Source organism: Epibacterium sp. HA2-3 (assembly GCF_055693725.2).
The window spans coordinates 561,779-586,931 of record NZ_CM172490.1 but is presented as its reverse complement, the minus strand read 5'-3'; the positions used below and the strand labels follow the sequence as shown (position 1 = coordinate 586,931).

The following is a 25,153-nucleotide window of genomic DNA, read 5'->3' as shown; positions in this document are numbered from 1 at the left end:
TCGGACAGCTGGCAATTGCATTGCTAGTGGAATGTAGGCGTTGGCTATTGGTGCATCAGCATCAGCTAGCCATCACTCCCCCTCATCCATGTTGTTTTGGGAAGAACGCGACGAAAGGTCGGCGGTCTTAGGCCTTCATTGTTTCAACACGCTGCTCATGACCGCACTCGGCTGCAGTCATTTTCGAGAAAGGAGGCTCAATCGAGCAGCGCTGAACCCTAACCAATGAAGTTCGAAGAGAACAAAGGAGCATGTGTATGAGCGAAAGCTTGAACGATATCTTCAAAGGCGCGACTCACAATCGCCTTCTAGACCGTCCAACTCGGCGGAAAAAAAAGCTGCCTGGCGCGGCCTCTAAAGAGGGGCGCGAAGAACAGATAATTGAGGTGGCGGAAGAGTCTGCTGACGGGGTTATTGCATCTTCCCGTGCGGCTAACGATACCAATAACCGGGATAATGCAGCGACTTCGACCACTGAAACGGAAGTGGTTGAAGAAACTGATGAGCAGCCGGAAGAGGAAAACCAACACGAGGTAGCGAAAGCAACCTTGTGCATGGACCTCGCGAGCAAGTTCGTTCGCAAAGAGGGGCGCTTCTATCGGATTGAGGACCCGAGCAGCTCCATGTCAGCAACGGACCTGAAGCGTGTCTATGCTGTCGATCTCTCGGACACCTTTCCGGACATCGAAATGACCGATGAACTTTGGCGTGATGTCGTTCAGCATGCCGTGGAGAGGGTTCATTCTGACCGATCTCACACTATTGCAGTCTGGGATGGCAGAGTCGAGTGCAACCCGGGCCTGTCTGAAGGGGTGATCTGGCATAAGGGCTCAGCAACAATCAACTCGTGGATCAAGCCAGCATACAGGAAGCTGGGCATCCAGGAGGCTGATAGTGCCTTGTTCGATGAGCTTCTTGAGCGGATCTTCGTGCACCCTACTGATCGGGTTTACTTCAAAGATTGGCTATCTTCGGGCCTTCAGAACGAGCATCTAAAGCCTGGCTGGGCGTTCTTGCTGTATTCCCAGAACAAGGGAACCGGCAAAAGCACACTGCTGCAAACTTCCGGCCAACTTTTCGGTGCTCAAAACTCTATCACGGTCAATGGCCTTCAAACGCTGACGTCTCGGTTCAACCAAACCACGATGGCAAAGAAGTTTGTTGGCTGTGAAGAGGTGAAACTGAAACCTGGCACGGACGCAGGCAACGCCATCAAGGCACTGATCACCGAAAGTAGAGTTGCGGTGGAAGGCAAAGGAAAGGAGGTCACTCAAGTAAACAACTTCACGTCATACGTGATGACTACGAACCACTACCCGCACTGGATCGAACCTGACGATCGCCGTTGGTATGTTGCCGACGCCAATCACTCTGGGCACGCCTCCGGTCCAGATGCGGAGGACTTCCAGTCCTTCATGACCCATTTCCACGAGCAGATGTCTCGGCGGGAAGTGCTGGCTCGTCTGTATAACGCCCTCCTGGAGCACAGGCAGTCGAACAGCTTTAACCCGCGGTCTATGAACATGGCGGCAATTGATACCCCTATTATGCGGCGTCTCTCAGCGGGTGCCGGGGAAGTGCTGCAGCAGTAGCTTGTTGAACTTCTCGCTGGCAGGGAGTTGCGGGCGGTTGCTCAGACGACATTGCGAAGGCTGTTCACCGTGGAGCTGAAGGCCAACCCGAATCGTATCACTCACTTCATGAATGAGCTTGGTTGGCATGCTGAAAAGGTCAAATGGGGCGGAGCTGACTATGCCCGCGTGGTGTGGGTTCATCCTGATTACCAGGTCACGAATGGCCGGGTGATTGGGCCGGACGGTTACGACCAGCCAATAGATAAAGGTGAAGATGGAGTGGAAATCATATGAGGGCGCCTGTCAGGTTTACCGCGCGTGATCGGTCAATGGTTTGGTATCAGGACATCCTGGACAACCATCTGGATCAGGCAATGCTGCGGGTAGAGGAATTGCTGAACAGCGCTGAGAGAGATGATGACGGTTGCTTGGTTACGCCGACCAAGGAGCCTAGGAAGCTGCGATTCAATGGAGGCCAGGACCGTGCTTATCGGTTTGTTTACTGTATTACTAACCGGCTTGTCGCCACCCGCGATCAGGTCATCAGACATCGGTGCCATAAGAGGTGCTGTGTGAACCCGCGTCATCTGATCATCGGAGACCGGCGGGACAATCTGATGGATGAGTGGGATCGGCAGGCTAACGGGGTGGACTATCGCCAGCTATAACCGTGGCTATGCACTGATTTGACCGAATCCAAGCCAACGCCTCTCCCGCAGCTAGGGAGGGGCACACCCGTCATACCCGCAAAAGGTGATAGCGGGTGTCAGGGGGTGGGGCAGAACCGATCACAGCAAACAGCTAACCCGATACGCCAACTTACCCGCAAACCATTGGGGCCGAAAACGGGGGCAATCCTGCTCTTTCGGAACCGACAACGTCTTTTTCTGTTTGCGGAAAGGCCGATGGCTGGGGTGGTAGGATTTTCTGTCATAATATCAATATGGTAGAAACAAGTGAACATTGGGTCAATGGGCGCCTGCTCAAAAGCGGTTGGATACCCGGCAGGTGTCACACAACATGCGCCAAGAACCGAGTAGCCAGAAGGCGAACTCTGTCGTCGGTCTCCGCAGGATGCACCGAGCACACCCTGTTTCATGTTGCACGATGTGCTCCCGACAAGGTCAGTTCCAACAGCTTCGCGTCTGCCCGCATCGATTGGAACCGTCCCGGGGTTATCGGAGAACAAAGCACTCAACGAATGGCGGGCGTGAGAAGGACCGACGTCATACGAGCCTCGGAACGCGTCGCTGTGTAGGGCAGATGTCCGCAATTTCCCGAGTTGATCTGTTGTGTCGCATCCGGCTCGGGTCGTCTGGACGGAGAGCGGTCGTTCGCTGCACTCCGAATGAGTGACTGCAATGGAAGCAACCGAGACGCTGCCACCGTTGCCTCCACTCAAAGATCAAGATACACGTTGGAGAGCATCAGCGGCCTGCAATCAACCAAGTGTTGTGTTACCTGCGACACCTGCGAGAAGGTTACTTTCAACTCGCCCCGCCACATGCTGTTATGGAATTGAGAAATTCCCGCGATGTTGGGAATGCGAGATTGTAGGTCGTTGATGCCCCCATGTCGTTAAAGCCCTTTGCCAACCTTCGACAAATCGCCTTTGCGCTTCACCGGAATTATCGGAAAAGATTTCTCTACATCGCTTACGGGCTTTCTCCGGGTGCGCGATACAAAGAATTCACCATCCCAAAGAAAAGCGGTGGGACACGGCGTATTTGCGCACCGCGTATTGCGCTTCTCGAGTTGCAGCGTGACATCCAGCGCCTTCTGGAAAGAGACTATCGTCCCCGCGCCCACGTCCACGGCTTTGTCGGCGGGCATCAACGCAGCATCGTGAGCAATGCCCGACAACACGTCGGTAAGCGCTGGGTGCTAAACATAGACCTTGAAGACTACTTCGAGACCATTCACTTCGGTCGTATTCGCGGGCGTCTGATGGCCCCGCCTTATGACTACCCAAAAGAGATTGCCCAGTTCATCGCGCACATCGCTTGCTTTCAGACAGAAAAGGAGGTCGGCGGTAGTCATCGAACAACCCACGTCCTGATGCCTGGCGCCGCACTATCGCCAATACTTGCAAACATCGTTTCAGACAAACTTGATGCTGAGTTGGCACGATTTTGTAGGCAACTTGGATGCACCTACACGCGATATGCCGATGACATCACTATCTCCTCCAATCGCAGGACCTTTCCTGCGCCAATCGGACATTTCGCAAATCCCGACAGCCACGACGACTTTATTCTATCCGACTCCTTTCAACAGATAATTGAGGACAACGGATTTAGAGTTAACCACGCAAAGACTCGACTGCTGGGCGCCGCCTTTCAACAGGATGTCACGGGTCTGGTTGTGAATGAGAAAGTCAACGTCAAGCGCAAATTTGTTCGCGATGTCAGAGCGATGCTTCATGACTGGGAGCGCAATGGCTATGACGCGGCATCGGCGCGCCATTTCAACGAGAAGCGCCCAGATAGAGGCCGGTTGCCGGAACAGGAGGCTACGAACTTCGAATGGGTAGTCCGAGGAAAAATCGAGTTTATTCGGCAGGTGAAGGGATCCACTGATCAGGTCTTCAGGAGCCTTGCCGCGAGGTTTAACGCATTGGCTTCGGGCCAACACTTTTCGATTCCGTTGGTCGAGGATAGGGAAGTTCTAAACGCCGCCGTTTGGTATCTTGAAAATGACACAGATGGCGGATCAGTGGGCACTTGCTTCGCCGTCGCCGCGGACCTGTTTGTTACCTGCGCGCATTGCCTCGGACCAAATCTCCGCATCTTTCCGCGACACAGCCCGAAATTCCCAATGGACGCGGAAGAAGTGGCCCGCGACGAACACAACGACCTTGCGCTAATTCGGTTACGAACACCGTTGCCCGCATTTAATCCCGCAGCCACACTGCAAATCGCGTCGACAGCCGAAGCTCGCGCGCTCGGCATCCGCTCTGCAGTGCAGGCTGCGGGCTACCCTTCGAATCTGGACAGCACGTCTCTGACAATCCGCGACACCGAGGTGATGGGTTTCTCGCGGCAAACCTTTGACGGCACGCCCGCCACCTCCGATAACGTGATCGCCTTGTTGTCGGGAACTTACGAGGGAATGAGTGGTGGTCCCGTGCTATTCTCTGGAAAAGTTGTCGGCGTAATCGTTAGAGGGCCAAACGACGACGACCGGACAATCCCCTTCCTCGCGGTCAGGTCAGAGTTTGTTGATGCTTTGGTTGCAACACTTTAGCGGACTTTGACGACCAAGGTGAGTGACCGTCGGCTAAGGGCCGTGGCTACTTTGCGCCAAACTTACCAAACATCGGGCGCGACCTTGCCCAAAGGGCATCCTCAACGTCTTGAACCAACGATGCTTCCGCCACTCCGCGAACAGGAGTGACTTCTACATTTATCCTGTTCTCTGCATCCGGACACCATAGATGCAACTTTAGCGCATACGTGCCTTTGGCACTGGTGTGCAGATGTTGATGAAGCCTCGACCCGATATCTCTTGAACTGCCAACATAGACGGTTCTGCTATCATCGACATTATTGTTTCGTGTCAGCTTGAGCCCGTCTGGTGGTCTGAACTGTTCGAAAGCCAGTCGTAGCATATCCGCTGCAGCCTGGTCATTTACGGTAAGGCGGTAGATGGCCGCACAGCTGATGTCAGCGCCGAGCAATGCCCTCATCAACTCGCGAATCTCGCCGGGCTCGAACCCCGCTCTTATCTTGTGGAATGAGAAGGCTTGCTCGATCACGTCCCCGAACGCCGCATTATCGAGAGCGGCAACTCGTCTCTGGAGATTATTGCGAGCGAAACCCAGCAGTTCATCATCAATCAAATTGCCGACCTTTCGCCTGATGGATCAGGAGTTTCAATTATCCAAACTTCCGAAGGAACACTACTCAAGTCTTAGAATTGGTGCTCCTCTGAGGGCCCGGAAGCGGGCTGCAACTGCAGCATCGTGTTGGCCCCGAGAATGTCCGCAGAGGGCCGTTGGCACCGGGCTTCTTGAACGGCGGAATGCGGTAGTTCGTTGCATATGCAAACTGGCAAGGCCTTCACTTCAAGGGCGGACCTTGGACGCGAAGTTGTGACGATGCCTCAAGCGCGGGCGAACGCGCGACGGCGAGAATGCGAACGCTCGTGGCTTGTCAGACGCTGACCTGCTACCTGAATGGTCGAACAAGTTACCATCGTAAGATTGGTGGGTGCCGATTGCAGGATGGGCGTGACCTCGGCGCAGCCATGATCCGAGAAGGCTACTGCGGTGTTTCTGGTGGCTCAACCGTCACGACAGCTGGCGGCACCCCGAGCTGACTAAAACATCAAAAATGCCATCGAACTCTTTCGGCCTTCGGGTGCTGTCCGACTCCTCGCCAACTGGGATGTAGATGACCGTCCCGGCACGCCCGCGGGTCAGCAGAACCCGGTAGGTGTTGATACGATACTGTTGCTCTGCATCTTTTCGCAGCAACTGCCAGTTGGGTGCGCGCATTTTTCTGGGCATCCACGCTTGCCCATCCCAGATCAAGTCGTTGCCCCAGCACAAACCCGCGTAGTCGATTTCGAGACCCTGGCACACGAACTCGGAAAGCGGCGTCTCCAGGGCGTTCGATGATCGGAAATCGCCTGCCGGTTTGAGGAACCAATGCACAACCGTTTCAAGACTGTCAGAACGAGGCGACGGCGGCACGCCTTCCGCGACGAGACGCGTTGCACCACTGCTGGCGAGTAGCCCGACACGTTGATCGCCACGGCGGCGCGTTTGCAACCAGGCTTTCATTTCTGAAAGATCGCGTGTCACGAAGGCGGGCGCGTGTTCCATCTCATCGGCAATCTCTCGTGCCTTGTCGATGTTGCCATCCAACAGGGCGGCGACCCAGCCGCCATGCAGATTGTTCCGATAGGCTCTGAGGTTCGAGTTCAGATGCAGTTCCGGATCGTTCACGAGCGATACGTCTAAGCCCGACGCGATATCGAAAAACCCGAGTAAGCCCTCCCGTGCAGCCAAAGCCTTCTCGGAAATATGTGCAGTCCAGTCCTCAGACTTTGCAAGCGCCTCGCCCCACAGAGCGAGACCTCCTTCACCTCGGTTGATTTCCTGTCCTGAACCCACGAGGCATACGAGGCACGCCCAGGGGAGGCGCCCCATGATCTCCATGAACAGTTCAGGCTCTGACTTTGCCCGCCCGAGCAGCTTGAGACCGGTATCGGCATCCCAGGCGCGCTGCGCCTCATCAAAGACGATGACGTTTTCTGGTGGGCTGGCGTTAGCGTCAGCGTGATCTTTCAGATACCCAAGAAGGGTTTGAAGCGCTTGTTGCGCTCTCCGCTTGGCTTCGTCCGCCTTAATGCCTTCACGTTGGCGCGCGTCCTCTGCGATCGCCGCTTGTAGCACGAAAACCAAAGGTCGGTTGCCGCTCAGAAGAGCAGCCGGTTCCTCAGCAACCCGACCGGCGGTTCCCGAGAACACCAGGTCCAGACCCAGCAGCGTCTTGCCGGAGCCCGGTTCACCAGTGACGAAACAGACCACCTTCTTTTGGTCTCGGCGCGCTTCTTCGGCGATTGCCTTCAATCTGTCGGCGGTTCGCTCCAACGCCTCTGCCGTCGCGTCCGCGCGGCCGATTTCTCTCACCGAGTGACCGGAATACAAGCTGCGCGCCGCCGTCACGATATCAGGCGTCGGGCTATAGCTGGAGGCGTCATATGACTGCCAGTCGATCTGATCGCCACCAGACAAGTCTTCGATCGCGAGGAGAGCGCGCGAAAGACCTTCGCCATTCGTCCGGATGCACTGGCTCACATCATCGATGAAGTCGATATTCTCGGGCAATTGGGACTTGCACGCCTGGTCGCTGCACAGGACAGGCACGATGCGCTTTCCATGGCTGGCTGCATGAAAGTCTCGTAGGCAAAGGGCATAGTCGACTGCCTGATCAACATCTGCGCCGGTGAAATTCGTTGCCCCAATCTTGAACTCAACGCAGGCGACCACGTCGCCGACCAAGATAATTGTATCGATGCGTCGCCCTAACCGCAGAAGCGGCAACTCAAGGAGTATGCCCCAGCTATCACTATCTGCGTTTCTCAGAGCGTCTTTCAATAGGTCGATTTGAATGCGCCAAGCACGGATCTGCTGGGTCTCATTTCCGCTGTGTTCAGAGCCAACCCGGGTCGCCAGGCGCCCAAGGATATCTTCCGTCGATCGCGCCAGAAAATCAGGAACGCTTGCGGCAAAGTATGACTTGGTCACCATCACGGATATTTCTTCAATAGGATTGCTTCGCAGGGATGACGCCTCGAACGCCTCCACGAGGGTTGGGAACGTCGCCGTCTCGGCGCGGGATCAAGTGGACATGGCAGTGAAAGATCGTCTGCCCGGCAGATGTCCCTGCGTTTACACCCACGTTGAAACCAGTAACGGTTGGATCTTCTTCCTGAATGCTTGAACGCAGATTATCCAGTATTCGGCGGATCGCATTCAGCTCGGGCTGGAAAAGACCAAAATAGTCGGAGACGTGCCGCTTCGGGAGGACGAGCGTGTGTAACGGCGTCACCGGGAACCCGTCCCTGATAGCGTAGCACAGCTCGTTCTCGGCAATCACTCGATCCGAGGGAGCTTCGCAGAAGATACATCCTTTTTCGCGCAGCTCGTAACTATCCGACACTCCGCGAAAGTCCGCATCGTCCTGGTCGCGTTTGTTGGTGTTGCATGTGATGCAGAGTGCCTGGAAGTTGCTCAAGTCGTCCTGACCGCCCCTATTGCGTGGGACGATGTGGTCGACATGAAGGGCAACCTCTTCGGCGGATGCGCCGCATAGTTCACAACGATACTTGGCACGCTTCAAAACTTCGTAGCGGACTGATCCGGGCACGTAGCCCTTTGCGTTGAACCGATGCTGCCAGATGTTAACGCCACGCCGCTCGATGTAGTCGGCGATCTTCTCTTCACATTCGGCAATCAACCGGTCTCGGTCCCTGGCCTGCACGTCGACAAAGTCTTTCAATCGGTATCCGACGATGCGGCTCCCTTTTTTGACCGGAACGACGACGCCATTGTTGGTGAGCACCTTACCCACCATGTTCTTGGTTCGGATTTCGTAGTATTCGACCTGTGACCGATCGTGCGACAATAGCGCCTTCGCGATCTGCTCGACCGTTGCCTCACCGTCGGACTTCAGCAGTTCACGCAGCATCACCGGTTGATACACGTGCGACATTCGCATGTGCTCGGTAATGTAGCGGAGCAGGTCGTCCGGTTTCATGCGTCCCTCGCCAAGAACGGCAATCCTTTGATTTGTATTCTTGATTCACTGGCAAGTTGACACCTTTCACGGCGCGTTTCCAGTGCAAGTTGCATTCATAAACGAAAAGTCGCCTCGCATGGTTGCCACTCCGGGCGTCCGACCATCGGTCCTGATGTTGAACATCCCTCACACCAGGAGAGTGCATGAACGGTCGGAGAAAGATCCAGACGCGTCTGGACTGCGCCTGTAGCGAATTACCGCAAAGCGGCCTGCGACAGCAGCATTGAAACGTATGGGTCGACGTCCGCTGTGGGCCGCAAGGGCCGCCAACACAATTTTCCGACACGCCCAGATTTTTTGAAATGAGCAGTCTGGCCCCATCTCCCGTTAGTCAAACGCGTTAGACTAACGGAGACCCAACCATGAGCGCGCAAATCTTCAACATTGACCCGGAAATCGAAGCCGCGATTCACGCTGGCAGGCTGACCAAGATCGAAATCACCGAAGCCCGTATGAAGCTGTCGGGCGGGGTGTTCACGTTGAACGCCAAGGATCTGCTGCCGCCGAAGGTCAGTAACGATACCGACGAGGACCAACCCAAAACCAGCAAGGAGCGGCAGCGTGCTTATACTCAGCGGAAGAAAGAGGCAGGCTACAAGAAAGATTGGCTGCACCGGAGTGTTGCCATTTTGGCGGACGAAATCGGCGGACAGGAGAATATTGCTGCCGAGATCGAGGCCCTTCGCCTCCGCGCAGAGGAGGCCGAGCAAATGGCCGCGTTCGAGAGATCAAGGGCAGAGGCGGCAGAGGCGGAAGTCCTGCGCCTGAGGGCGCGGTCCTGGTGGCGGTTTTGGCGGTGATCGCTTGCGCCTTGGGCTATCCTCCCAGGGCGTAATCGTCCCCAGGTTTCTGCCGCTGAGGGTGAGCGCCCGTATGTCCGTCATCATCAACCCTGCTGCGTCTGCGCAGGGAGATTCCACGCCTCGCTGCGGCCTCGATCAACGCAACTTCGATGTCAGTCAAAAGGTTGTAGAAGTCCACCGGCGACATGCCGTGCCCGCCCAATGTGATGAGATCAGCCGGGGTATATCTTCGGCCCTCCACTTCAACCGGCAAATCCCATGGCTCCTGATAGAAGAACGGGCGGAGCTGCAGGGAATAGTAGGCCAGGCGATCTCGCCATTTGACAAAATGGACAAGGTGCTCCGGGACCTCCAAGTCGCTATAGTCCCGGTCTTCCAGTTCCTTCATGAATTTCTTCGTGACGTTCATCTCTCCTCCTGGCTTTCAAATGCCCCGTTCAAAATGCGGTTGAGGGAACGGGATACCCCTTGACCGCTCAGGATGCGCACGTTGCGCACCGTCTTCGCATCACGCCTGACCGCCGCTTCTCTCTGAACCAAAGCTGATGAGCGCTTCGCTGAAGCCTCCTCGTAGGCCGATCGTTCAGCCGCCAGCTTTTTCTGCCCGGATGTGAGGGCCGCTTCCTTCATTGCTATTCGCCGCGCCTTGGCCTCGATCTCCGCCTTCTGGTCCTTGATGCGCTGCCGTGCCACCCGGTCCGCCTTCACCAGCCTCCGAGAGGTTTCATGCAGCTTTTGGCGGTCCTTCCGAAGCCCGAAAACTTCCGGTTCCACACGGTCTTTCGTTGTCGATTTCTTGCGCTCGGGAGGCATGACGCCTTGGAGTTGCATGTTGTCTCTCAAATGCTCAAAGAAGGCATCCTGGAGGGCCGAGCCTTGGGAACGGCGGTCATCGCGCCCAAATCGCCGCTTTGCATGCGCTTTCGAGAACTTGCTGACGCTGGCCTTTTTCACCCTCCGCCCGTCCTTGTAATGAAAATCGTAGCGGGGGAGGAGAAAGGCATCGACGGTGTGCCTGCCTCTTTCGTCTCGATCGAGGCGCGCGGCGAAGACCGCGTCGCCCCCATGGTAGTGGTTCAAGAATGCAACCGCGTGATGGAGCATGGCTCGCTGATGCGCTTCGTCAGAGCCGTCCAGGAGGCCCGTAGGAAACTGCACGAGCGCATGAATACAGGCACACCGCCCGGATTGCTTGACCCCCTTCATGTGCTCTCTCCGCGCCTCGGCGAGGTCCAGGGTGCCATAGACGAGAGGGTCCACGTTCCGGACGCGTCTTTGCTGTCCGCTTGCATCTGCACGCTTCCCGTGGCGTTCCATGTTCGCCAGGTCCGGGAACCCAATTGCTTTCTGCCGAACAGCGCCTACGCGCCCGGCCTTTTCGTCACCTCTGCTCATGTCAGGGAGGTAGGGAAGAGTTACCCCTTTCAAAAAAGGGTTAACCCGCTAACCCTTTTTCCTGGCAGAAAAAGGCGGGCCCGCCGGGGCCTAAGCTGCGCTTGTGCTGGCTGCCTCGATCAACAAAGGTTCGACGGTCCAAAACAGGGCAGCTGCGGGGCGTTTGATGAAACGGCCCTCCGGCCAAGTCGTGTCCGCGTGCTGCATCCTGATCAAGATATCAGTGTAACCGGGGCGCGATCCTTCTTGGACAAGCAACACTGCGAATGTAATGCCTGTGGCGTTTGACCAGATTTGCAGTGACGGGCGAAGTCGCCGTTCGACTTGGCTTGGTGTAAGCTTTGGCGGGACATAGCCTTTAGGACATTCATAGCCTCGGTTCGGGCCTAACAGCCTGAACTCTGGCAGGCGTTTCCGGCGATGTAACGGGATTTGCGCCAGGAGGGCACCATCAAAATGTCGCTGGCACAAAGCGATCTCGCTTGCCTCCATCAGCGCGTAGACATTCATGTCTGACATGGCATCGAAGAAATCTTCGGAAAAGCGCCATGTCAGATAGCGGCCGTTTGACGAGATCTCGAGCTGATCGAACACTGCTGGAACACCTACAAGTTCTGCCACGGGTTTACGCAGAAATCGGCTCGATTTCGTCTTGGCAGGAAAACCCAGCTCCCGAAGCTGAGCCACGAAACAAAAGTGATCTTGCGGGTTATGACGCGCCACAAGATTGGTCGGCCATGCTTCTTCGGTCTGCTCCTGGAAATAGATAAGGGCGAAAAGAAGCTTGGCTGCCGCGGCGGAAAAGCCCGCCATTTTGATGATCTCGGCTACGTGAGCGGAGATACGAAACTTGGAATTACCTGTAGTCATCTTTGTATCCTTTCCTGATGGAAAGGAAGTGGGCGCGTCGCCACTAAGCACTAAAGAATTGCGGAACTTTTCCTGCACGTTTGCAGTGCACCCCGCTTATTTTCCAGAGCGCCCCGCTCCAGGAAATCCTCTCACTGCCGGATGGCCTGCGCTGCCTGCTCAAGGAAAGCACACAAAAGCGTAAGCGCCTGACGATTAAAGGAAACCATCTACAGAAGTCTTGAATCTTTGAAATCCCGAAATCCCGAAAAGACGGATATAGGGTCCTTTCATGGGCGAACAGTTTCCACTTGCTCGGATACGAGCTCGACCGTTGGCGCCTTCTACGGAAGCGGGCCGAATGTGGCGGGGAAGTAAGTTTTCCTGATCATGTAAGGTCTGAAGTGATACTCTACACAGGCAATCCTCTATCCCCACAGCTCCGAAACCTCTCTCTTCTTGTCGAAGGCCTCAGGTTTCAGCGGCATGTGCTGGCCGGAGGGCCGTTACAGCTTCGACAACGTCAGCTCCACCGAGGCAATTTCATAGCCTGCCGCGAGCCGTTCGAAACACAGCCCGATGGCACCGCGTTATCAGGCGGGGCATGATCAAGTGGTGTGCGCACGACGAGAGGGACATGTCGGGCGATTACCTGGAAACCGTGCTGAATGGTGCCGCCAGGGCATTGAGCGATCTGCGAGCGTCCCCGCGCAACCTCGCAAACCGTGTTTCAGTTGCTTCGAACCCCAGCAAAGCGAACTGATGGCAGGGGAACTGCGCTGATAGCCCATTGCAGCCGGAGCGCGTGTCTTCGGCCGCCAGGACGCCATTACGAGCCGCCGTAGCCCCTCAGCGCGTTGCAGAAGGCGGCGGGAATGCTCGTGCCACATCAAGCCAAAGCTTGAAGGTGCTCGAATGCTGCACGCTTCATCGCGTTTGTAGGCAAGCGGAGCGAGCGCGCGGCGAGCAACTTCTTCAGGTCTTTGGCAACCATTTGCAGATGCTGCCGCGAGTGCTGGTCTTCGCGGACGTAAGAGAAAACCGGCTGCGAACTCTTGTCGTCTTTGATGGTGACAGTCGCCGCTTCGCCCTCTTCTGTGAGCGTGATCTCGACCTCGAGACTGTTCTTCTGAGCGAGATTCGAGCCCAGGATAACCGGGAAGCCGTATTGGCGCCTCCGGCCGATCTCGATGTTGAAGTCCGCTTTGTCAACCGCAGCCTTGAGGTCTTTCGTGTGGTGCGCAGTGTAGTGGATGTTGAGGATATTGCCGTGCTGGTGGCCTGCAATAGCCTGCCGCTGCCCATCGGTGACCTCCGCGCTGCGCAGCATGCTGGAGAGAGTTTTCCGCATGGCGTAAAAGTCCTCGTCGAAATCACCGAGGCCCAGGCGATCGAGGATGCGGCGGAAATGCTTGCCGAACGCGCTGGTGACATCGCCTTTGGCCGACCGCCGGGCAGCCTCGGGGAACAGGAGGATCCCGTGCTGCTCAGGCAGAGCGTGGAACCACTCGACGAAGCCCAGGTCGAGGAGAAGTTGGGGGAGCGGAACGATTCGCTTGGAGTCCTCGGTTTTCCCCGGATTCGCCGGGCCTGACGCAATCGCCAGGCAGTAGTGGCCATTCCGCAGGCGGACATCGGTCCGCTTCAAAAGAAGGATCTCTTCGATGCGGGAGCCCAGCATGAGCACGATCAACGGCACCCAATAGGTTGCATCACGGATGATGTGCGGACCTCGGCGCCAGCGCCGGGCAGGAGAAAAGCAACCCGTGAAGATCGGCGAGGTGAGAAAGGCGGCAAGGCGCTCCTCGGACCAGGGCATCCGGAGCTTGGGCTTGGTAACCCGAACATACAGCTCATCGGACGGAGCTTGCGCGGCGACAAGCTGTTCCATCTCTTTGTAGGACAACATGTCCATCTCCGGGGCGCCCAGATCCCTCGCGCTCACCAGCATTCGGTTCAGGGCATCCCGCTTGTTTCTCAACGTGGTCATTGTAAGCCGCGGGGTGAGCTTCTCGGCGAGGATCGCGCGCTTCTCGGCATTCGAGATGTCGGTCCGGCTGCGGAGTTCCTCGGTCACGAGAAAATCCGCAGCATCGGCGGCTTCAATTTCATCGTTTTTCAGCACGACGGCCGCTTCGGTTTTGAAGCGGTTCTTGCCGTGACTCTTGCCCTGCTTCTTTGGCAGGCGTGCCATCCAGGCAAAGAACGCTTGCTGGCGCGCCTTGGTGATGGCGGTGACCGGTATGTCGCCGAAGAACTCCAGCGCGACCCGGGCAATCGCGTCGATGTTGCCCTTCATGGACGGCTTGGGGTGGTTCTTCAGGGTCTGCTTCCAAGCCTGCGAGAGCAGCACCGGGGCCTGCACGAAGGTGTCAAGGTCCCCGGCCCCATGAGCCGCGCGCAAATCGGCAGAGGAGGGACGGATGTCGTCACCTTCAAGCACATGAACTTCGACGTCGTTGAGGCTGCGCTTCAAATTCATGGCCTGACTGCCAAGTTCCACAGTCATCGGTTCGGGAAGGGGGATCGAGACCAGTTCGCTGGCCTTCTGAAGAAGGGCCTGGACAGCGCTCCAGTCATGGCGCCGGGAGGCGCGGCGGAGTTCCTTGTTCTCGGCTTCAAGTTTCTCGATCCGGGCATCCAACTCATCGTCAGAGGCACCGCCCATGGCATTCTGTTCCCCGAGGATGCGCGTGAGTTCGGCACGCAGCACTTCCGTAAGGAGGCTCTTGGCATCGGCGGGGGTGAGTAGGTTTTTCTTCAGTGCGTCCACGATCTTGTCTTCCTCTTGCTCGTAGACCGTGAGCAGCGCAGCTGCGCGTTTCACGGCGTCGAGCGGGAGGTCGGTGCGAAGCGAGAGACACAGAAAAAGGTTTGGTTCCTGGTTTGACCCGATGCGTGGCAGCCGTTTTCGGAAGTAGAAGATCCGCCCCCTGCGCATCAGGTAGGGACCGGCGGAATGTGGGTGTTTTCGGGAGGGGGCGTAGCGGATACGGCGGATGCCGTGTGTCACAGGATGTGTCACAGTTCTCGTGGAGTGTGACACATGACGCACAAAATCAGGCCCGGAGAGCCTGTTTTTCTTAGCTTTGCTTGGAAAAGTGGCTGGGGTGGTAGGATTCGAACCTACGGTACACGGTACCAAAAACCGCTGCCTTACCGCTTGGCTACACCCCAACGCTGTGTGTGAGGGGCCTTCTAATGAGAGTTTCGAGGGGCTGCAAGAGGTTTTTCGGAAAAAAAATACTCGCCCTAAAAAAATGCTGAGATGTTCCTTTAGAACAGATACTTATGATGGCTCGCACCACAGGGGCGAAGGACCGTTCTGACACCGCGATAGGACTGTTTGAAACAACGCTGCCCCCTCCAATGCTCGGGAGCGATGGAGAGGGCAATCGAGAGGGGCGCCGCGGGATGTGTGCGTAGTTATTCAGGCACGCCCGCTTCACGCAATGCGCTGGCCCAATCCGGGCCAGAGGGGGTGAAGCCGGCTGCATGTTCCTGCATGTAGCGCGATAGAGAGAAATCCGGCGTCACCTTCATCAGGCTTTCGACAACGTGACGCGCCTCATCGGAGCGGCCAGACATCTGCAAGGCGATCGCCTTGGTGCGCAGGGTCGATGGATAAGAGTCGTTTTCCTCAAGCGAACGGTCCGCGAGCTCGATGGCCCGGTTGTAGTCGCGCGCCGCCAGGCTCACCGCAGCTGCCAGCGAGTCAAAATAATAGCGCTGTGGCCCAAGCGGGGTGAGCTTGCGGGCAGCTTCGGTCAACACCACGCCCTCATCCGGACGGTTCTGCATGGCGCGCGTCGCGCCCTTGAGCAGCAGGGCAAGCGCCTCATTGGGATTGTCTTGCAGCGCCTTGTCATAGGAGTACTGTGCGTTGTCGAAGTCAAACGTGAGATAGCTGGCAATCATTCCCTTCAGAGTATGCGCCAGCGAAAAGGCGGGGTCCTGGGCGAGAGCCGCGTTCGCGAGGTTCTCTGCCATCAGTGTGCTCTTGCGGCGATCCCCCGACAGCCCTTTTTGAACACGCATCACATGCCAGATGCCTGCCCAGGTCAACACGACCGGATGATGCATCTCTCGCTCCATGAGCGTGTCGAGAATTTCATTTGATTTCTCAAATTGATCGGGGTGTTTGCTTTGCATCATCACAATCGCGGCCATCAGCAATGTGTGATTGGCGAGATTTCCCAAAGGCCGGAAACTTACAAGTCTGACAGCCTCTCCGACGACCGTTTGCCCGATTTGGCTGGTGGCATCCCGCAATGCGCCCCCCTGCCCCATTAACAAATCCGAAAGGCTCCCGCGAAACTCCCGCGACCAAATGACTTTTTCCCGATGCGCGTCATGCAAATCAATTTGCGCAATAAAATCGTGACCGCTAACAAAAACGGAACCAGAGACCAGATAGCTTACGCCAGCGACCGAGGAGACTTCGGCTGGGCGCACATCCTCGAGGCTGAATTGGCGCGACGCCAGATATGAGGTGACAGAGAACGCCTGACTGCGTGACAACTGTCGCGACAGTTCCTCCGACAGGATCGCACCAAGCGGCGCGGTCGACCCACCGGGCGCACGCTGGGCAAAAGGCAAGACTGCGATGGAGGGGAGCAACTCGTCCAGGATGACGCGGCTCCTGTCACGTGGCGCCCAAGGCTGTTCTTGCGCGACGCTTGCCGTCCCGGAGGCCTGAGATCGCATTTCAGAAAGCCACTCCGAAAAGGCATTTTCATGTGGAAGCTCAAAGCCTTCCATAAATTCTCCCCTTGCCGGATCGCGCTCCACTTCGATCATGCTCAAATCGAGTGTGACGCGTTCGCGATTGGCCTTGAAAGCGGCAGAAGCGGTCGGCCCGATGTGTTTTCTCAGGGTGGAGAGCGCCGTTCGCAAGCTCGCCTTGGCCTGTTCCGGCTGCGCAAAACTCCAAAGCGTGTGTTCGAGAAATGCGCGCGTTCGAACCCCTTCTTCCGCTGTCACCATCAGCGCCATGAGCGCCTGGTGTTTCGCACCAAGTTGAATGGGTTCTCCGTCGGGTCTGTAGACACCAAACGCGCCGTATTGACGTACTTTCAAAACTACAACCATGGGACACTCTCGACAAACAAGTTACGCGAACTACAAGAGCAAAAGTTAAAATAAATAAGCGCCTGTAGCCTTACACTACCATTAAACCAGCAAACGCACGGTGCGACAAACAAAAAATCGCCGCGGCAAAAAAGCACAGATCCGCAATAGGTTAACAAATTACAAACAAACGAAGAGGGAATTTAACGAAGGCAACTTCAAAACAACCTATGAGTGCTAAATAAAAGGAAACCTTTCAATTAGTCGGATCGAGAGAGCGCGGAAAGCCTTGATAACATGCGGCATTTTGCATGCGTTTAACGATACTGCCAGTCCGTGTATCCTACCCCGATCTTGTGATGGCGCGTCACACCCTGTTCGGTGCACCCAGGAACCAAGTCGAAACCGGCCCCCTGGAGCGTTCAGTTGAGAGGTCAGGAGGCCGCGTTGCACGGCGATACAGCACTAGTCGTTGAGTCGCTCTGCTGTAAAATTATCGTTAAATCATTCAGGGCAAACCGCGGCACAACAGAGCCATCACAAAGCGTCCAAGACGCAGGACGCGGTGATTCTGCACCTTTGCGGCGCTTGCAGGTCGCCCCCGCAACACCAGATAGCGCTGGCTTCCCGACCTTAGTTTCGAAAAGATGGAAACTCCACGCCAGATGCTTATCTGAGAGACAGCTGCCATCGGCCTGAGTAGGCGCAAAGATCCGCAAGTTTCAGTCAAGCGCGCCGCGCCTCTCGGCCCCAAGGATTGCCCATCAAGCCTTGATTGTGCCTTCTGTCAGGGTTTGATCTTCGGGATAGCCTGCCTGATCATCCAATCGGATCGGTTTCGCCGGACAGATCCTTGAGGATCGGGCAGTCAGGACGATTGTCGCCAGAGCAGCAGGTGATCAATTCGCTGAGGGTTTCACGCATCGCCGCCAGATCGCTGATCTTTGCTTCGATCTTGCACAAATGTGCCTGCGCCAGCTGTTTTACATCCGCACTGGCGCGGCTGTCGTCCTCGTAGAGTCCAAGTAGGACACGGCAATCCTCTATCGAAAACCCCAGCGCCCGGGCACGCCCCAAAAAGGCCAGCTTGTGGAGATCCCTCTCCTCAAAACAGCGATAACCATTGGCACTACGGTTGGGACAGATCAGACCGATGTCCTCGTAATAGCGGATCGTCTTGGCCGGAAGTCCCGACTTCGCCGCTACGTCACCGATATTCATCTGTCCACGCCTCCCAGACATCGCTTGCGTTAAGCTTACTACATCATCTTCCCCAAGATGGAGACGACTGCAAGCAATCTCAAGTCGTCCTCCACAAAGACGCGCCGACACCCCGGCGTGACGCAGCATAGAATGCGAATGTCGGTTTTGACTCTCTCGCCGCCAAGGCGCAGCCGATATAGAGGGAAGGACCGAGACCAGATGGCGCGGCGCCTTGCGTTCGATGGTTGCGTAGCCCCACCGGGCTGCTGTACCCCTGAACACATGGCCAAAGCGTCCAATGGCCCCGCGAGCCAAAGTCACACCTGTGACCACATATGCCCAAATCGTTTGCCTGCGTCTGCGCCGCCACACCCGGCAGCAGGCGTAACGGTCTGAAACGTCTGAGAAGAAGGACAAAGTGATGATCAAAACCCGCGCCGCAGTGGCCCTCGAAGCAGGCAAGCCGCTTGAAATCATGGAGGTGAACCTCGAAGGCCCCAAGGCGGGCGAGGTTCTCGTCGAGATCAAGGCCACTGGCCTTTGCCACACCGACGAATTCACCCGATCGGGCGATGACCCCGAAGGCATCTTTCCCGCCATTCTCGGCCACGAGGGCGCAGGCGTTGTGATTGAGGTCGGCGAAGGCGTCAAAAGTCTGAAGCCAGGCGATCATGTGATCCCGCTCTATACGCCCGAATGCCGCGAGTGCGATTACTGCCTCAACCCAAAGACCAACCTCTGCCAGGCGATCCGTTCGACGCAGGGTCAGGGTCTTCTGCCCGATGGCACGACCCGCTTTTCGCTACCGGACGGGACGCCGATCCATCACTACATGGGCTGCTCGACTTTCGCCAACCACACGGTTGTGCCCGAGATCGCGCTCGCCAAGATCCGTGAGGACGCGCCCTTTGACAAAGTGTGCTACATCGGTTGCGGCGTTACGACAGGCATCGGTGCGGTGATCAACACGGCCAAGGTCGAAATCGGGTCGACTGCGATCGTGTTTGGCCTTGGCGGGATTGGTCTCAACGTTATTCAGGGCCTTCGCTTGGCCGGTGCGGACCAGATCGTCGGTGTGGACCTCAACCCCGGCAAGGTTGCGATGGCGGAAAAATTCGGCATGACCGATTTTGTAAACCCCTCCGAAGTCGAGGGTGATCTGGTGGCGCACCTTGTTGAGCTCACGGGCGGCGGTGCGGATTACACCTTTGACGCCACCGGGAATGTCAGCGTCATGCGCACTGCACTCGAAGCGGCCCACAAAGGCTGGGGCGAGAGCATCATCATCGGCGTGGCTCCGGCGGGCGCAGAGATTTCCACCCGCCCCTTCCAGCTTGTGACCGGTCGTTCCTGGCGCGGCACCGCCTTTGGCGGCGCGTCCGGTCGCACAGATGTGCCAAAGATCGTGGACTGGTACATGGACGGCAAAATCGAGATTGACCCGATGATCACCCACAAGCTGACGCTTGATCAGATCAACGAAGGGTTTGACCTCATGCACGAGGGCAAATCGATCCGAGCCGTGGTCGAGTTCTGAGAAACCCCTGATACAAAAAACAAAAGGCGGCCTCCTTAGGCCGCCTTTTTTTGCGCTGAGGTTCGCAGATTCTACTGTGGTCCGTCCGCAACCGCGTCGAGTTTCACGTCATACCCCCATAGCCTGCGCAGGTGTTTGAGCACCTCATCCCGGTCAGCTTCGGCCAGATGCACGTTGTCGCGCACCTTATGCACGAGCTTCAGCGTGCGATCCCCCTTGAGATCAGCATCGCTCACCTGGATATCCGGTTCGATATAGGCAAGATCATACTGTTTCGCGAGATCGCGGCGGATCGCCTTGTAGCCCGCGCGGTTATGGATCTGGCTGATCACCAGTTTGGGGTGGCTCTCATCATCCGTCAGCGTAAAGAGCTTGAACTTTCGGATCAGATGCGGCGAGAGATACTGCTGGATAAAGCTCTCATCGCGGTAATTGGCCCATGCGTTGCGCAGGACACCGCGCCAATCCTTGCTCCCAGCGATGTCCGGGAACCATTCTCGATCCTCCTCCGTCGGTTCCTCGCAGATCCGTCGGATGTCCTGCATCATCGCAAAGCCCAGCGCATAAGGGTTGATGCCGGAATAGCGCGGATCGTCATATTCGGGCTGCATCACCACATTTGTGTGGCTGTGCATCATCTCCATCATCGCGCCCTGGGTAATCAGCCCCTGCTCGTAGAGTTCGTTGATAATGTAGTAATGCACGAAGGTTGCGCAGCCCTCGTTCATCACCTTGGTCTGTTTCTGCGGATAAAAATACTGCGCCAACATGCGCACGATGCGCAGGATCTCCCTTTGCCAGGGTTCAAGCACAGGGCTGTGCTTTTCCAAGAAATAGAGAATATTCTCCTGCGGCAGGTTCATCCGCTTGCGTCGCTCTGAATGATCCAGATCCGCATCCGGCGCATCCGCATCCCGCTTCAGACCCAGTGTTGCATCTGTCCAGATATCCAGCGCGCTCTGGCCTTTTTCATAGGCTTCACGCAACTGCTGCATCGCGCGGCGTTCCTCGATTGTGGGCTTGGGCGGGCGGCCATAGCGAAAGACACCCTGGCTTTGTAGCGCGTGCGCTGCATCCAGAATTTCCTCCACCGCATCAAAGCCATACCGCTCTTCGCAGGCGGCGATGTAATTCTTGGCAAAGGCCAGATAGTCCTGAATGCCACCCGCATCGGTCCATTGCTGGAACAGATAGTTGTTCTTGAAGAAGTGGTTATGCCCGAACGCCGCATGTGCCATCACCAGCGTCTGCATCGCCATGGTGTTCTCTTCCATATTATAGCTGATGCAGGGATTGGAGTTGATGACGATCTCATAGGCCAACCCCTGACGCCCGGTGCGATAGAGCGCTTCATCACGGGCGAAGTGTTTCCCAAAAGACCAGTGCTGATACATCAGCGGCAGCCCCACACAAGAATACGCATCGAGCATCTGCTCGGCCGAAATAATCTCGATCTGGTTGGGATAGACGTCCAGACCCAGATCGCCCAGCGCGATTTTCTCAATCGCGTCGCGGGCCTTCTCCAAGAGCTCAAACGTCCACTCTGGCCCATCAAACAGGGGGACGGTGGCGGTTTTTGCGGTCTCCATCGCGGTCAGCCTTTCACTTTGGGCAGGAAGAACTCCCGGAAGATCGGATAGATATGACCCGGCTCCGAGACGCGCTGCATCTCAAAATGGCGGCAGGCCTCTTTGACTTGCCGGTAGTTCTGCCACAGGTCCTCACCCGCCTCGGTATTGTCCAAAAGCATCTGCGCGCTTTCTTCGACGATTTCCACATAGGCGTAGAACTGACACATCGGCAGCAATTGCTCGGTCAGGATCTTGCGACACCGCACCGAGTCGTTGCCAAAATTCTCCCCGTCCGAGGCCTGCGCACCGTAGATGTTCCATTCATCCGGCGGATAGCGCTCGTCGATGATTTCCTTCATCTTTTCCAGCGCCGTAGAGACAATAGTCCCACCGGTTTCGCGGGCATAAAAGAAAGTCTCTTCGTCCACTTCCTGCGCATAGTGGGTGTGGCGGACAAAGACGATCTCCGTGTGCTCGTAGCCACGCGTCAGGAACAGATGCAGAAGCAGGAAAAACCGTTTCGCGAGATCCTTTTCACGCTCCTGCATCGAGCCCGAAACATCCATCAGGCAAAACACCACCGCGCTGGAGTTGCGGATTTTCTCCGGCACAAAGGTATCATAGCGCAAATCGAGCGGGTCGATGTAGCCCACAACCCGGCGCTTGCGCTTGATGCCATCAAGCTTTGCGACGAGCTCGGCCAGTAATTCGTCTTGGCTCGGCGAGCGGGCCTCGATCTCCTCCAATTCGGCGACCTGCGCCTCCAGGTCCCGCTGCGTTTGCGTGCTAGGGCGCTGCAGCGCGATGCGGCGCCCCAAGGAATTGCGCATGGTGCGCACCAGATTGAGGTTGTTGGGCGTACCAGCCGTTGTCAGGCCCGCGCGACGGGTGCCGATGGTTTCCGTCTCTACCGTGGCTTTTTCCACCAGATCCGGCAGCTCCAGCCCGTCGAACAGGATTTCGAGATATTCATCCCGTGTCAGGGTGAAGGAAAACTCGTCATCCCCCCCCCCATCCTCAGAGGCCTGACGCCCGCCTTCCCCGGCGCCGCCCTGAGGGCGGTCGAGGGTGTCCCCAACCACAAAATCCTTGTTACCGGGCAACACATGCCGCCGGTTCCCGCCGGGACCATGATACAGCCGCGGCTCTTTTAGGCCCTTGGAAGGAATTGTTATCTTTTCACCATTCTCTGGCACGGCCTCCCCTGCCCCAATGGATTTTTCCTTTACGGAGCGATCTACACGTTCCTTGATGTTTTCGCGCGCGCGTCTGAGGAACCGTTGCCGGTTCCCCAAACTCTTGCCCTTTGGATTTGCGCGCCTGTCGATGAAGTGGTGCATGAAGACACCTCCCGCCTGTTAGCCCGCCTTGTTCACCCGCATGTACCACTCGACAAGGCGTCGGACCTGCCTGTCGGTGTAGCCATGGGCGCGCATGCGCTCGACGAACTCTTGGTGTTTGCTCTCGGTCTTGCTGTCTTTCTTGGACCCAAAAGAGATCACCGGCAGCAGCTCTTCGACTTGAGAGAACATATGTTTCTCGATCACATCCCGCAGTTTCTCGTAGGAGTTCCATGCCGGATTTGACCCGGTGTTGGCGCGATGACGCAGGGCGAATTTCACGACCTCATTGCGGAAGTCCTTGGGATTTGCGATCCCCACAGGCTTTTCGATCTTGGAGAGCTCCGCGTCCAGCACCTCACGATCATAAAGCTGACCGGTGTCAGGATCCTTGTAGTCCTGCTCCTCGATCCATGCATCCGCATAAGAGATATAGCGATCAAAGACGTTCTGGCCGTATTCCGTATAGCTCTCGAGATAGGCTTTCTGGATTTCGTTGCCGATGAATTCTTCATAGCGGGGGGCCAGTTCGGTCTTGATGAACTCCAGGTATTTCTGCTCGGTCTCCTGGGGGAACTGCTCGCGCTTGATCATCCCTTCGAGAACATACATCAGATGCACCGGATCGGCGGCGACCTCTTGCGTGTCGTGGTTGAACACCGACGAGAGAACCTTGAAGGCAAAGCGGGTGGAGACACCGTTCATACCCTCATCAACACCAGCGCGGTCCTGATATTCCTGCACCGTCTTGGCCTTGGGGTCGGTGTCCTTCAGGCTTTCGCCGTCATAGACCCGCATCTTGCTGTAAAGGTTGGAGTTTTCATGCGGCTTCAGACGCGTCAGCACCGAGAAACGGCTGAGGATCTTGAGGGTTTCCGGCGCGCAGGGTGCCTCGCGCAGCTCGGAATTCTGGATCAGTTTTTCGTAGATTTGCGCCTCGTCCGAGACCCGCAAGCAATAGGGCACTTTGACGATCGACACCCGGTCGATAAAGGCCTCATTGTTCTTATTGTTCTTGAACGTCTGCCATTCGCTTTCGTTCGAGTGCGCTAGGATCAGACCATTGAATGGGATCGCGCCAAAGCTCTCCGTCCCCATATAGTTGCCTTCCTGCGTCGCAGTCAGCAGCGGGTGCAGCATCTTGATCGGGGCTTTGAACATCTCGACGAATTCAAGCACACCCTGCGTGGCGCGGTTCAGCCCGCCAGAAAAGCTGTAGGCATCCGGATTGTCTTGGCTGAAGTGCTCTAGCTGGCGAATATCGACCTTGCCGACAAGGGTGGAGATGTCCTGATTGTTCTCGTCCCCCGGCTCGACCTTGGCGACACAGATGCGACGCAGGCGGGAGGGGTGGAGTTTCACAACCGTAAACTTGTTGATGTCGCCTTCGAACTCATCAAGGCGCTGCACGGCCCAGGGTGACATCAGGCCCGGCAGACGATGGGTGGCGATCCCGTATTCTTCTTCAAGGAGTTTGCCCATGCGCACGGGGTCAAACAGGCCCAGCGGGCTTTCAAAGATCGGCGACATCTGATCGCCCGCCTTCAGGACGTAGATCGGTTCGTCCTCAACAATGCGCTTCAGCCGTTCCGCAAGCGATGACTTGCCACCGCCCACCGGTCCGAGCAGGTAGAGGATCTGTTTGCGCTCCTCAAGGCCCTGCGCTGCATGGCGAAAATATCCCACGATCCGCTCGACCGTGTCCTCCATGCCATAGAAATCCTTGAAGGCGGAGTATCGCTTGATGGTCCGGTTCTGGAAAATCGGCCCCAGTCGGGCGTCCTTCGATGTATCTACGAGTTCCTCGTCACCAATGGCCTTCAGCATCCGTTCTGCAACATTTGCATACATGCTTGGGTCATCGCGACAGGCCATGAGATAGTCCTGCAAAGACATTTCCTGCTCGCGCGTCTGGCCATAGGCCTCTGCAAAAAGCTCTGCAACTTTATTCATCGGGGTCTCGCCTCCTGGTTAACGTCGTTACCCGGCCTCCTGGGTTTTGGGATCGCACGCGAACAGGGTGGCCTGACGAGGGCCATGAAGGTATCCGCGTTTGTGGTTATTTGTTGGGTCTGTTCGGCGCTATTGGCCGCATGATCAGTCGGCAACCCTCTCTCTACCTGATGGTAGGTGGGTTTCCACCGCTGCCAAGGGGCTTAGCGTCGGATCTGTTTTCTTTGTAGCATACACTACATATGCCCCTCTTGATACCTAAGTTTGGTATATTTTCTATTAACACCGGTAAATTTGAACGTAACTTTGCTTCAATTTCACGCGAAACCCGTGTGTCGCAGGGCCAGATACGCCTTCAAATCGGGGCATTTCACCACAACGCGCGCGCCGCCTGTGACCGAGACACCCCACCCCGGATGACCGCGTCAATTATGGTTAATCAAATATTAACACCTTCGAGTGTTTTTAGCTGCGCGAGGTCACGCATCGGCGACTTGGGTAAAAAGTGAGGTGTTTGAGGCACGATCTGCCCTCAATCCGGGCGCAAA

At 56.6% G+C, this 25,153-nt stretch carries 17 protein-coding genes and 1 tRNA gene; 5 read left to right on the top strand and 13 right to left on the bottom strand.

Translation table 11 applies throughout. The features are described 5' to 3' along the window. Window positions 1-257: 257 nt before the first annotated feature. From ACZ1HH_RS02775 to ACZ1HH_RS02765, 3 genes are all read left to right on the top strand, one after another. Window positions 258-1,592, top strand: coding sequence for a primase-helicase family protein (locus tag ACZ1HH_RS02775; RefSeq protein WP_487320365.1), 1,335 nt, complete (start codon window positions 258-260; stop codon window positions 1,590-1,592). Window positions 1,593-1,661: 69 nt separating this feature from the next. Then, window positions 1,662-1,868, top strand: a complete 207-nt coding sequence (locus ACZ1HH_RS02770) for a hypothetical protein (protein ID WP_472637250.1) — start codon at window positions 1,662-1,664, stop codon at window positions 1,866-1,868. 1,278 nt (window positions 1,869-3,146) lie between these two features. Next, window positions 3,147-4,820: a reverse transcriptase domain-containing protein gene (locus tag ACZ1HH_RS02765; RefSeq protein WP_472637249.1), complete on the top strand. Its 1,674-nt coding sequence runs from the start codon at window positions 3,147-3,149 to the stop codon at window positions 4,818-4,820. 46 nt (window positions 4,821-4,866) lie between these two features. On the opposite strand, the gene ACZ1HH_RS02760 is transcribed toward ACZ1HH_RS02765, so the two are convergent. The 3 genes from ACZ1HH_RS02760 to ACZ1HH_RS02750 all read right to left on the bottom strand — a co-directional run bounded on the left by ACZ1HH_RS02760 (window position 4,867) and on the right by ACZ1HH_RS02750 (window position 8,842). Then, entirely contained in the window at window positions 4,867-5,415 is a 549-nt protein-coding gene (locus tag ACZ1HH_RS02760; RefSeq protein ID WP_472637248.1) for a hypothetical protein, read from the bottom strand. A 450-nt stretch (window positions 5,416-5,865) separates the two neighbouring features. Then, window positions 5,866-7,833: a DNA/RNA helicase domain-containing protein gene (locus tag ACZ1HH_RS02755; RefSeq protein WP_472637343.1), complete on the bottom strand. Its 1,968-nt coding sequence runs from the start codon at window positions 7,831-7,833 to the stop codon at window positions 5,866-5,868. A 13-nt stretch (window positions 7,834-7,846) separates the two neighbouring features. Further along, the gene (locus tag ACZ1HH_RS02750) at window positions 7,847-8,842 is read right to left on the bottom strand and encodes an HIT domain-containing protein (protein ID WP_472637247.1); all 996 of its coding nucleotides are present in this window, start codon (window positions 8,840-8,842) and stop codon (window positions 7,847-7,849) included. A gap of 404 nt (window positions 8,843-9,246) precedes the next feature. On the opposite strand from ACZ1HH_RS02750, the gene ACZ1HH_RS02745 reads away from it, so the two are divergent. Next, the gene (locus ACZ1HH_RS02745) at window positions 9,247-9,684 is read left to right on the top strand and encodes a hypothetical protein (RefSeq protein ID WP_472637246.1); all 438 of its coding nucleotides are present in this window, start codon (window positions 9,247-9,249) and stop codon (window positions 9,682-9,684) included. Window positions 9,685-9,700: 16 nt separating this feature from the next. Here ACZ1HH_RS02745 and ACZ1HH_RS02740 read toward each other — a convergent pair whose 3' ends face one another. The 7 genes from ACZ1HH_RS02740 to cueR form a co-directional block, all read right to left on the bottom strand. Continuing rightward, the gene (locus ACZ1HH_RS02740; RefSeq protein ID WP_472637245.1) at window positions 9,701-10,096 is read right to left on the bottom strand and encodes a hypothetical protein; all 396 of its coding nucleotides are present in this window, start codon (window positions 10,094-10,096) and stop codon (window positions 9,701-9,703) included. Then, window positions 10,093-10,893 carry a hypothetical protein gene (locus ACZ1HH_RS02735; protein ID WP_472637244.1) on the bottom strand — a complete coding sequence of 267 codons (801 nt, stop codon included), beginning with the start codon at window positions 10,891-10,893 and terminating at the stop codon, window positions 10,093-10,095. The genes ACZ1HH_RS02740 and ACZ1HH_RS02735 overlap by 4 nt, the downstream gene beginning before the upstream one ends. Window positions 10,894-11,172: 279 nt before the next feature. Then, window positions 11,173-11,952, bottom strand: a complete 780-nt coding sequence (locus ACZ1HH_RS02730; RefSeq protein ID WP_472637243.1) for a hypothetical protein — start codon at window positions 11,950-11,952, stop codon at window positions 11,173-11,175. 868 nt (window positions 11,953-12,820) lie between these two features. Then, window positions 12,821-14,944, bottom strand: coding sequence for a site-specific integrase (locus ACZ1HH_RS02725; RefSeq protein WP_487320364.1), 2,124 nt, complete (start codon window positions 14,942-14,944; stop codon window positions 12,821-12,823). 89 nt (window positions 14,945-15,033) lie between these two features. After that, window positions 15,034-15,108 (bottom strand) — tRNA-Gln (locus tag ACZ1HH_RS02720). 249 nt (window positions 15,109-15,357) lie between these two features. Continuing rightward, the gene (locus ACZ1HH_RS02715) at window positions 15,358-17,022 is read right to left on the bottom strand and encodes a transcriptional regulator (RefSeq protein WP_487320363.1); all 1,665 of its coding nucleotides are present in this window, start codon (window positions 17,020-17,022) and stop codon (window positions 15,358-15,360) included. Window positions 17,023-17,820: 798 nt separating this feature from the next. Next, window positions 17,821-18,222: a Cu(I)-responsive transcriptional regulator gene (gene cueR, locus ACZ1HH_RS02710; RefSeq protein WP_011537885.1), complete on the bottom strand. Its 402-nt coding sequence runs from the start codon at window positions 18,220-18,222 to the stop codon at window positions 17,821-17,823. A 406-nt stretch (window positions 18,223-18,628) separates the two neighbouring features. Between cueR and ACZ1HH_RS02705 the strand changes: the two genes are divergently transcribed. Continuing rightward, window positions 18,629-19,741, top strand: coding sequence for an S-(hydroxymethyl)glutathione dehydrogenase/class III alcohol dehydrogenase (locus ACZ1HH_RS02705; RefSeq protein WP_044027014.1), 1,113 nt, complete (start codon window positions 18,629-18,631; stop codon window positions 19,739-19,741). A gap of 71 nt (window positions 19,742-19,812) precedes the next feature. Here the strand turns inward: ACZ1HH_RS02705 and ACZ1HH_RS02700 are convergent, their stop codons facing one another. The 3 genes from ACZ1HH_RS02700 to ACZ1HH_RS02690 are packed head-to-tail and all read right to left on the bottom strand — an operon-like array spanning window position 19,813 to window position 24,605. Next, the gene (locus ACZ1HH_RS02700; protein ID WP_472637241.1) at window positions 19,813-21,330 is read right to left on the bottom strand and encodes a SpoVR family protein; all 1,518 of its coding nucleotides are present in this window, start codon (window positions 21,328-21,330) and stop codon (window positions 19,813-19,815) included. Window positions 21,331-21,335: 5 nt separating this feature from the next. Then, the gene (locus ACZ1HH_RS02695) at window positions 21,336-22,652 is read right to left on the bottom strand and encodes a YeaH/YhbH family protein (protein ID WP_487320362.1); all 1,317 of its coding nucleotides are present in this window, start codon (window positions 22,650-22,652) and stop codon (window positions 21,336-21,338) included. 18 nt (window positions 22,653-22,670) lie between these two features. Continuing rightward, entirely contained in the window at window positions 22,671-24,605 is a 1,935-nt protein-coding gene (locus tag ACZ1HH_RS02690; protein WP_011537880.1) for a PrkA family serine protein kinase, read from the bottom strand. Window positions 24,606-25,153: the final 548 nt, after the last annotated feature.

Bases quoted from the DNA above. Each gene is read 5' to 3' on its own strand.
- ACZ1HH_RS02775 (WP_487320365.1), top strand. From the start codon at position 258: ATGAGCGAAAGCTTGAACGATATCTTCAAAGGCGCGACTCACAATCGC.
- ACZ1HH_RS02765 (WP_472637249.1), top strand. From the start codon at position 3,147: ATGTCGTTAAAGCCCTTTGCCAACCTTCGACAAATCGCCTTTGCGCTT.
- ACZ1HH_RS02755 (WP_472637343.1), bottom strand. From the start codon at position 7,833: ATGGTGACCAAGTCATACTTTGCCGCAAGCGTTCCTGATTTTCTGGCG.
- ACZ1HH_RS02750 (WP_472637247.1), bottom strand. From the start codon at position 8,842: ATGAAACCGGACGACCTGCTCCGCTACATTACCGAGCACATGCGAATG.
- ACZ1HH_RS02745 (WP_472637246.1), top strand. From the start codon at position 9,247: ATGAGCGCGCAAATCTTCAACATTGACCCGGAAATCGAAGCCGCGATT.
- ACZ1HH_RS02740 (WP_472637245.1), bottom strand. From the start codon at position 10,096: ATGAACGTCACGAAGAAATTCATGAAGGAACTGGAAGACCGGGACTAT.
- ACZ1HH_RS02735 (WP_472637244.1), bottom strand. From the start codon at position 10,893: ATGAAGGGGGTCAAGCAATCCGGGCGGTGTGCCTGTATTCATGCGCTC.
- ACZ1HH_RS02730 (WP_472637243.1), bottom strand. From the start codon at position 11,952: ATGACTACAGGTAATTCCAAGTTTCGTATCTCCGCTCACGTAGCCGAG.
- ACZ1HH_RS02715 (WP_487320363.1), bottom strand. From the start codon at position 17,022: ATGGTTGTAGTTTTGAAAGTACGTCAATACGGCGCGTTTGGTGTCTAC.
- cueR (WP_011537885.1), bottom strand. From the start codon at position 18,222: ATGAATATCGGTGACGTAGCGGCGAAGTCGGGACTTCCGGCCAAGACG.
- ACZ1HH_RS02700 (WP_472637241.1), bottom strand. From the start codon at position 21,330: ATGGAGACCGCAAAAACCGCCACCGTCCCCCTGTTTGATGGGCCAGAG.
- ACZ1HH_RS02695 (WP_487320362.1), bottom strand. From the start codon at position 22,652: ATGCACCACTTCATCGACAGGCGCGCAAATCCAAAGGGCAAGAGTTTG.
- ACZ1HH_RS02690 (WP_011537880.1), bottom strand. From the start codon at position 24,605: ATGAATAAAGTTGCAGAGCTTTTTGCAGAGGCCTATGGCCAGACGCGC.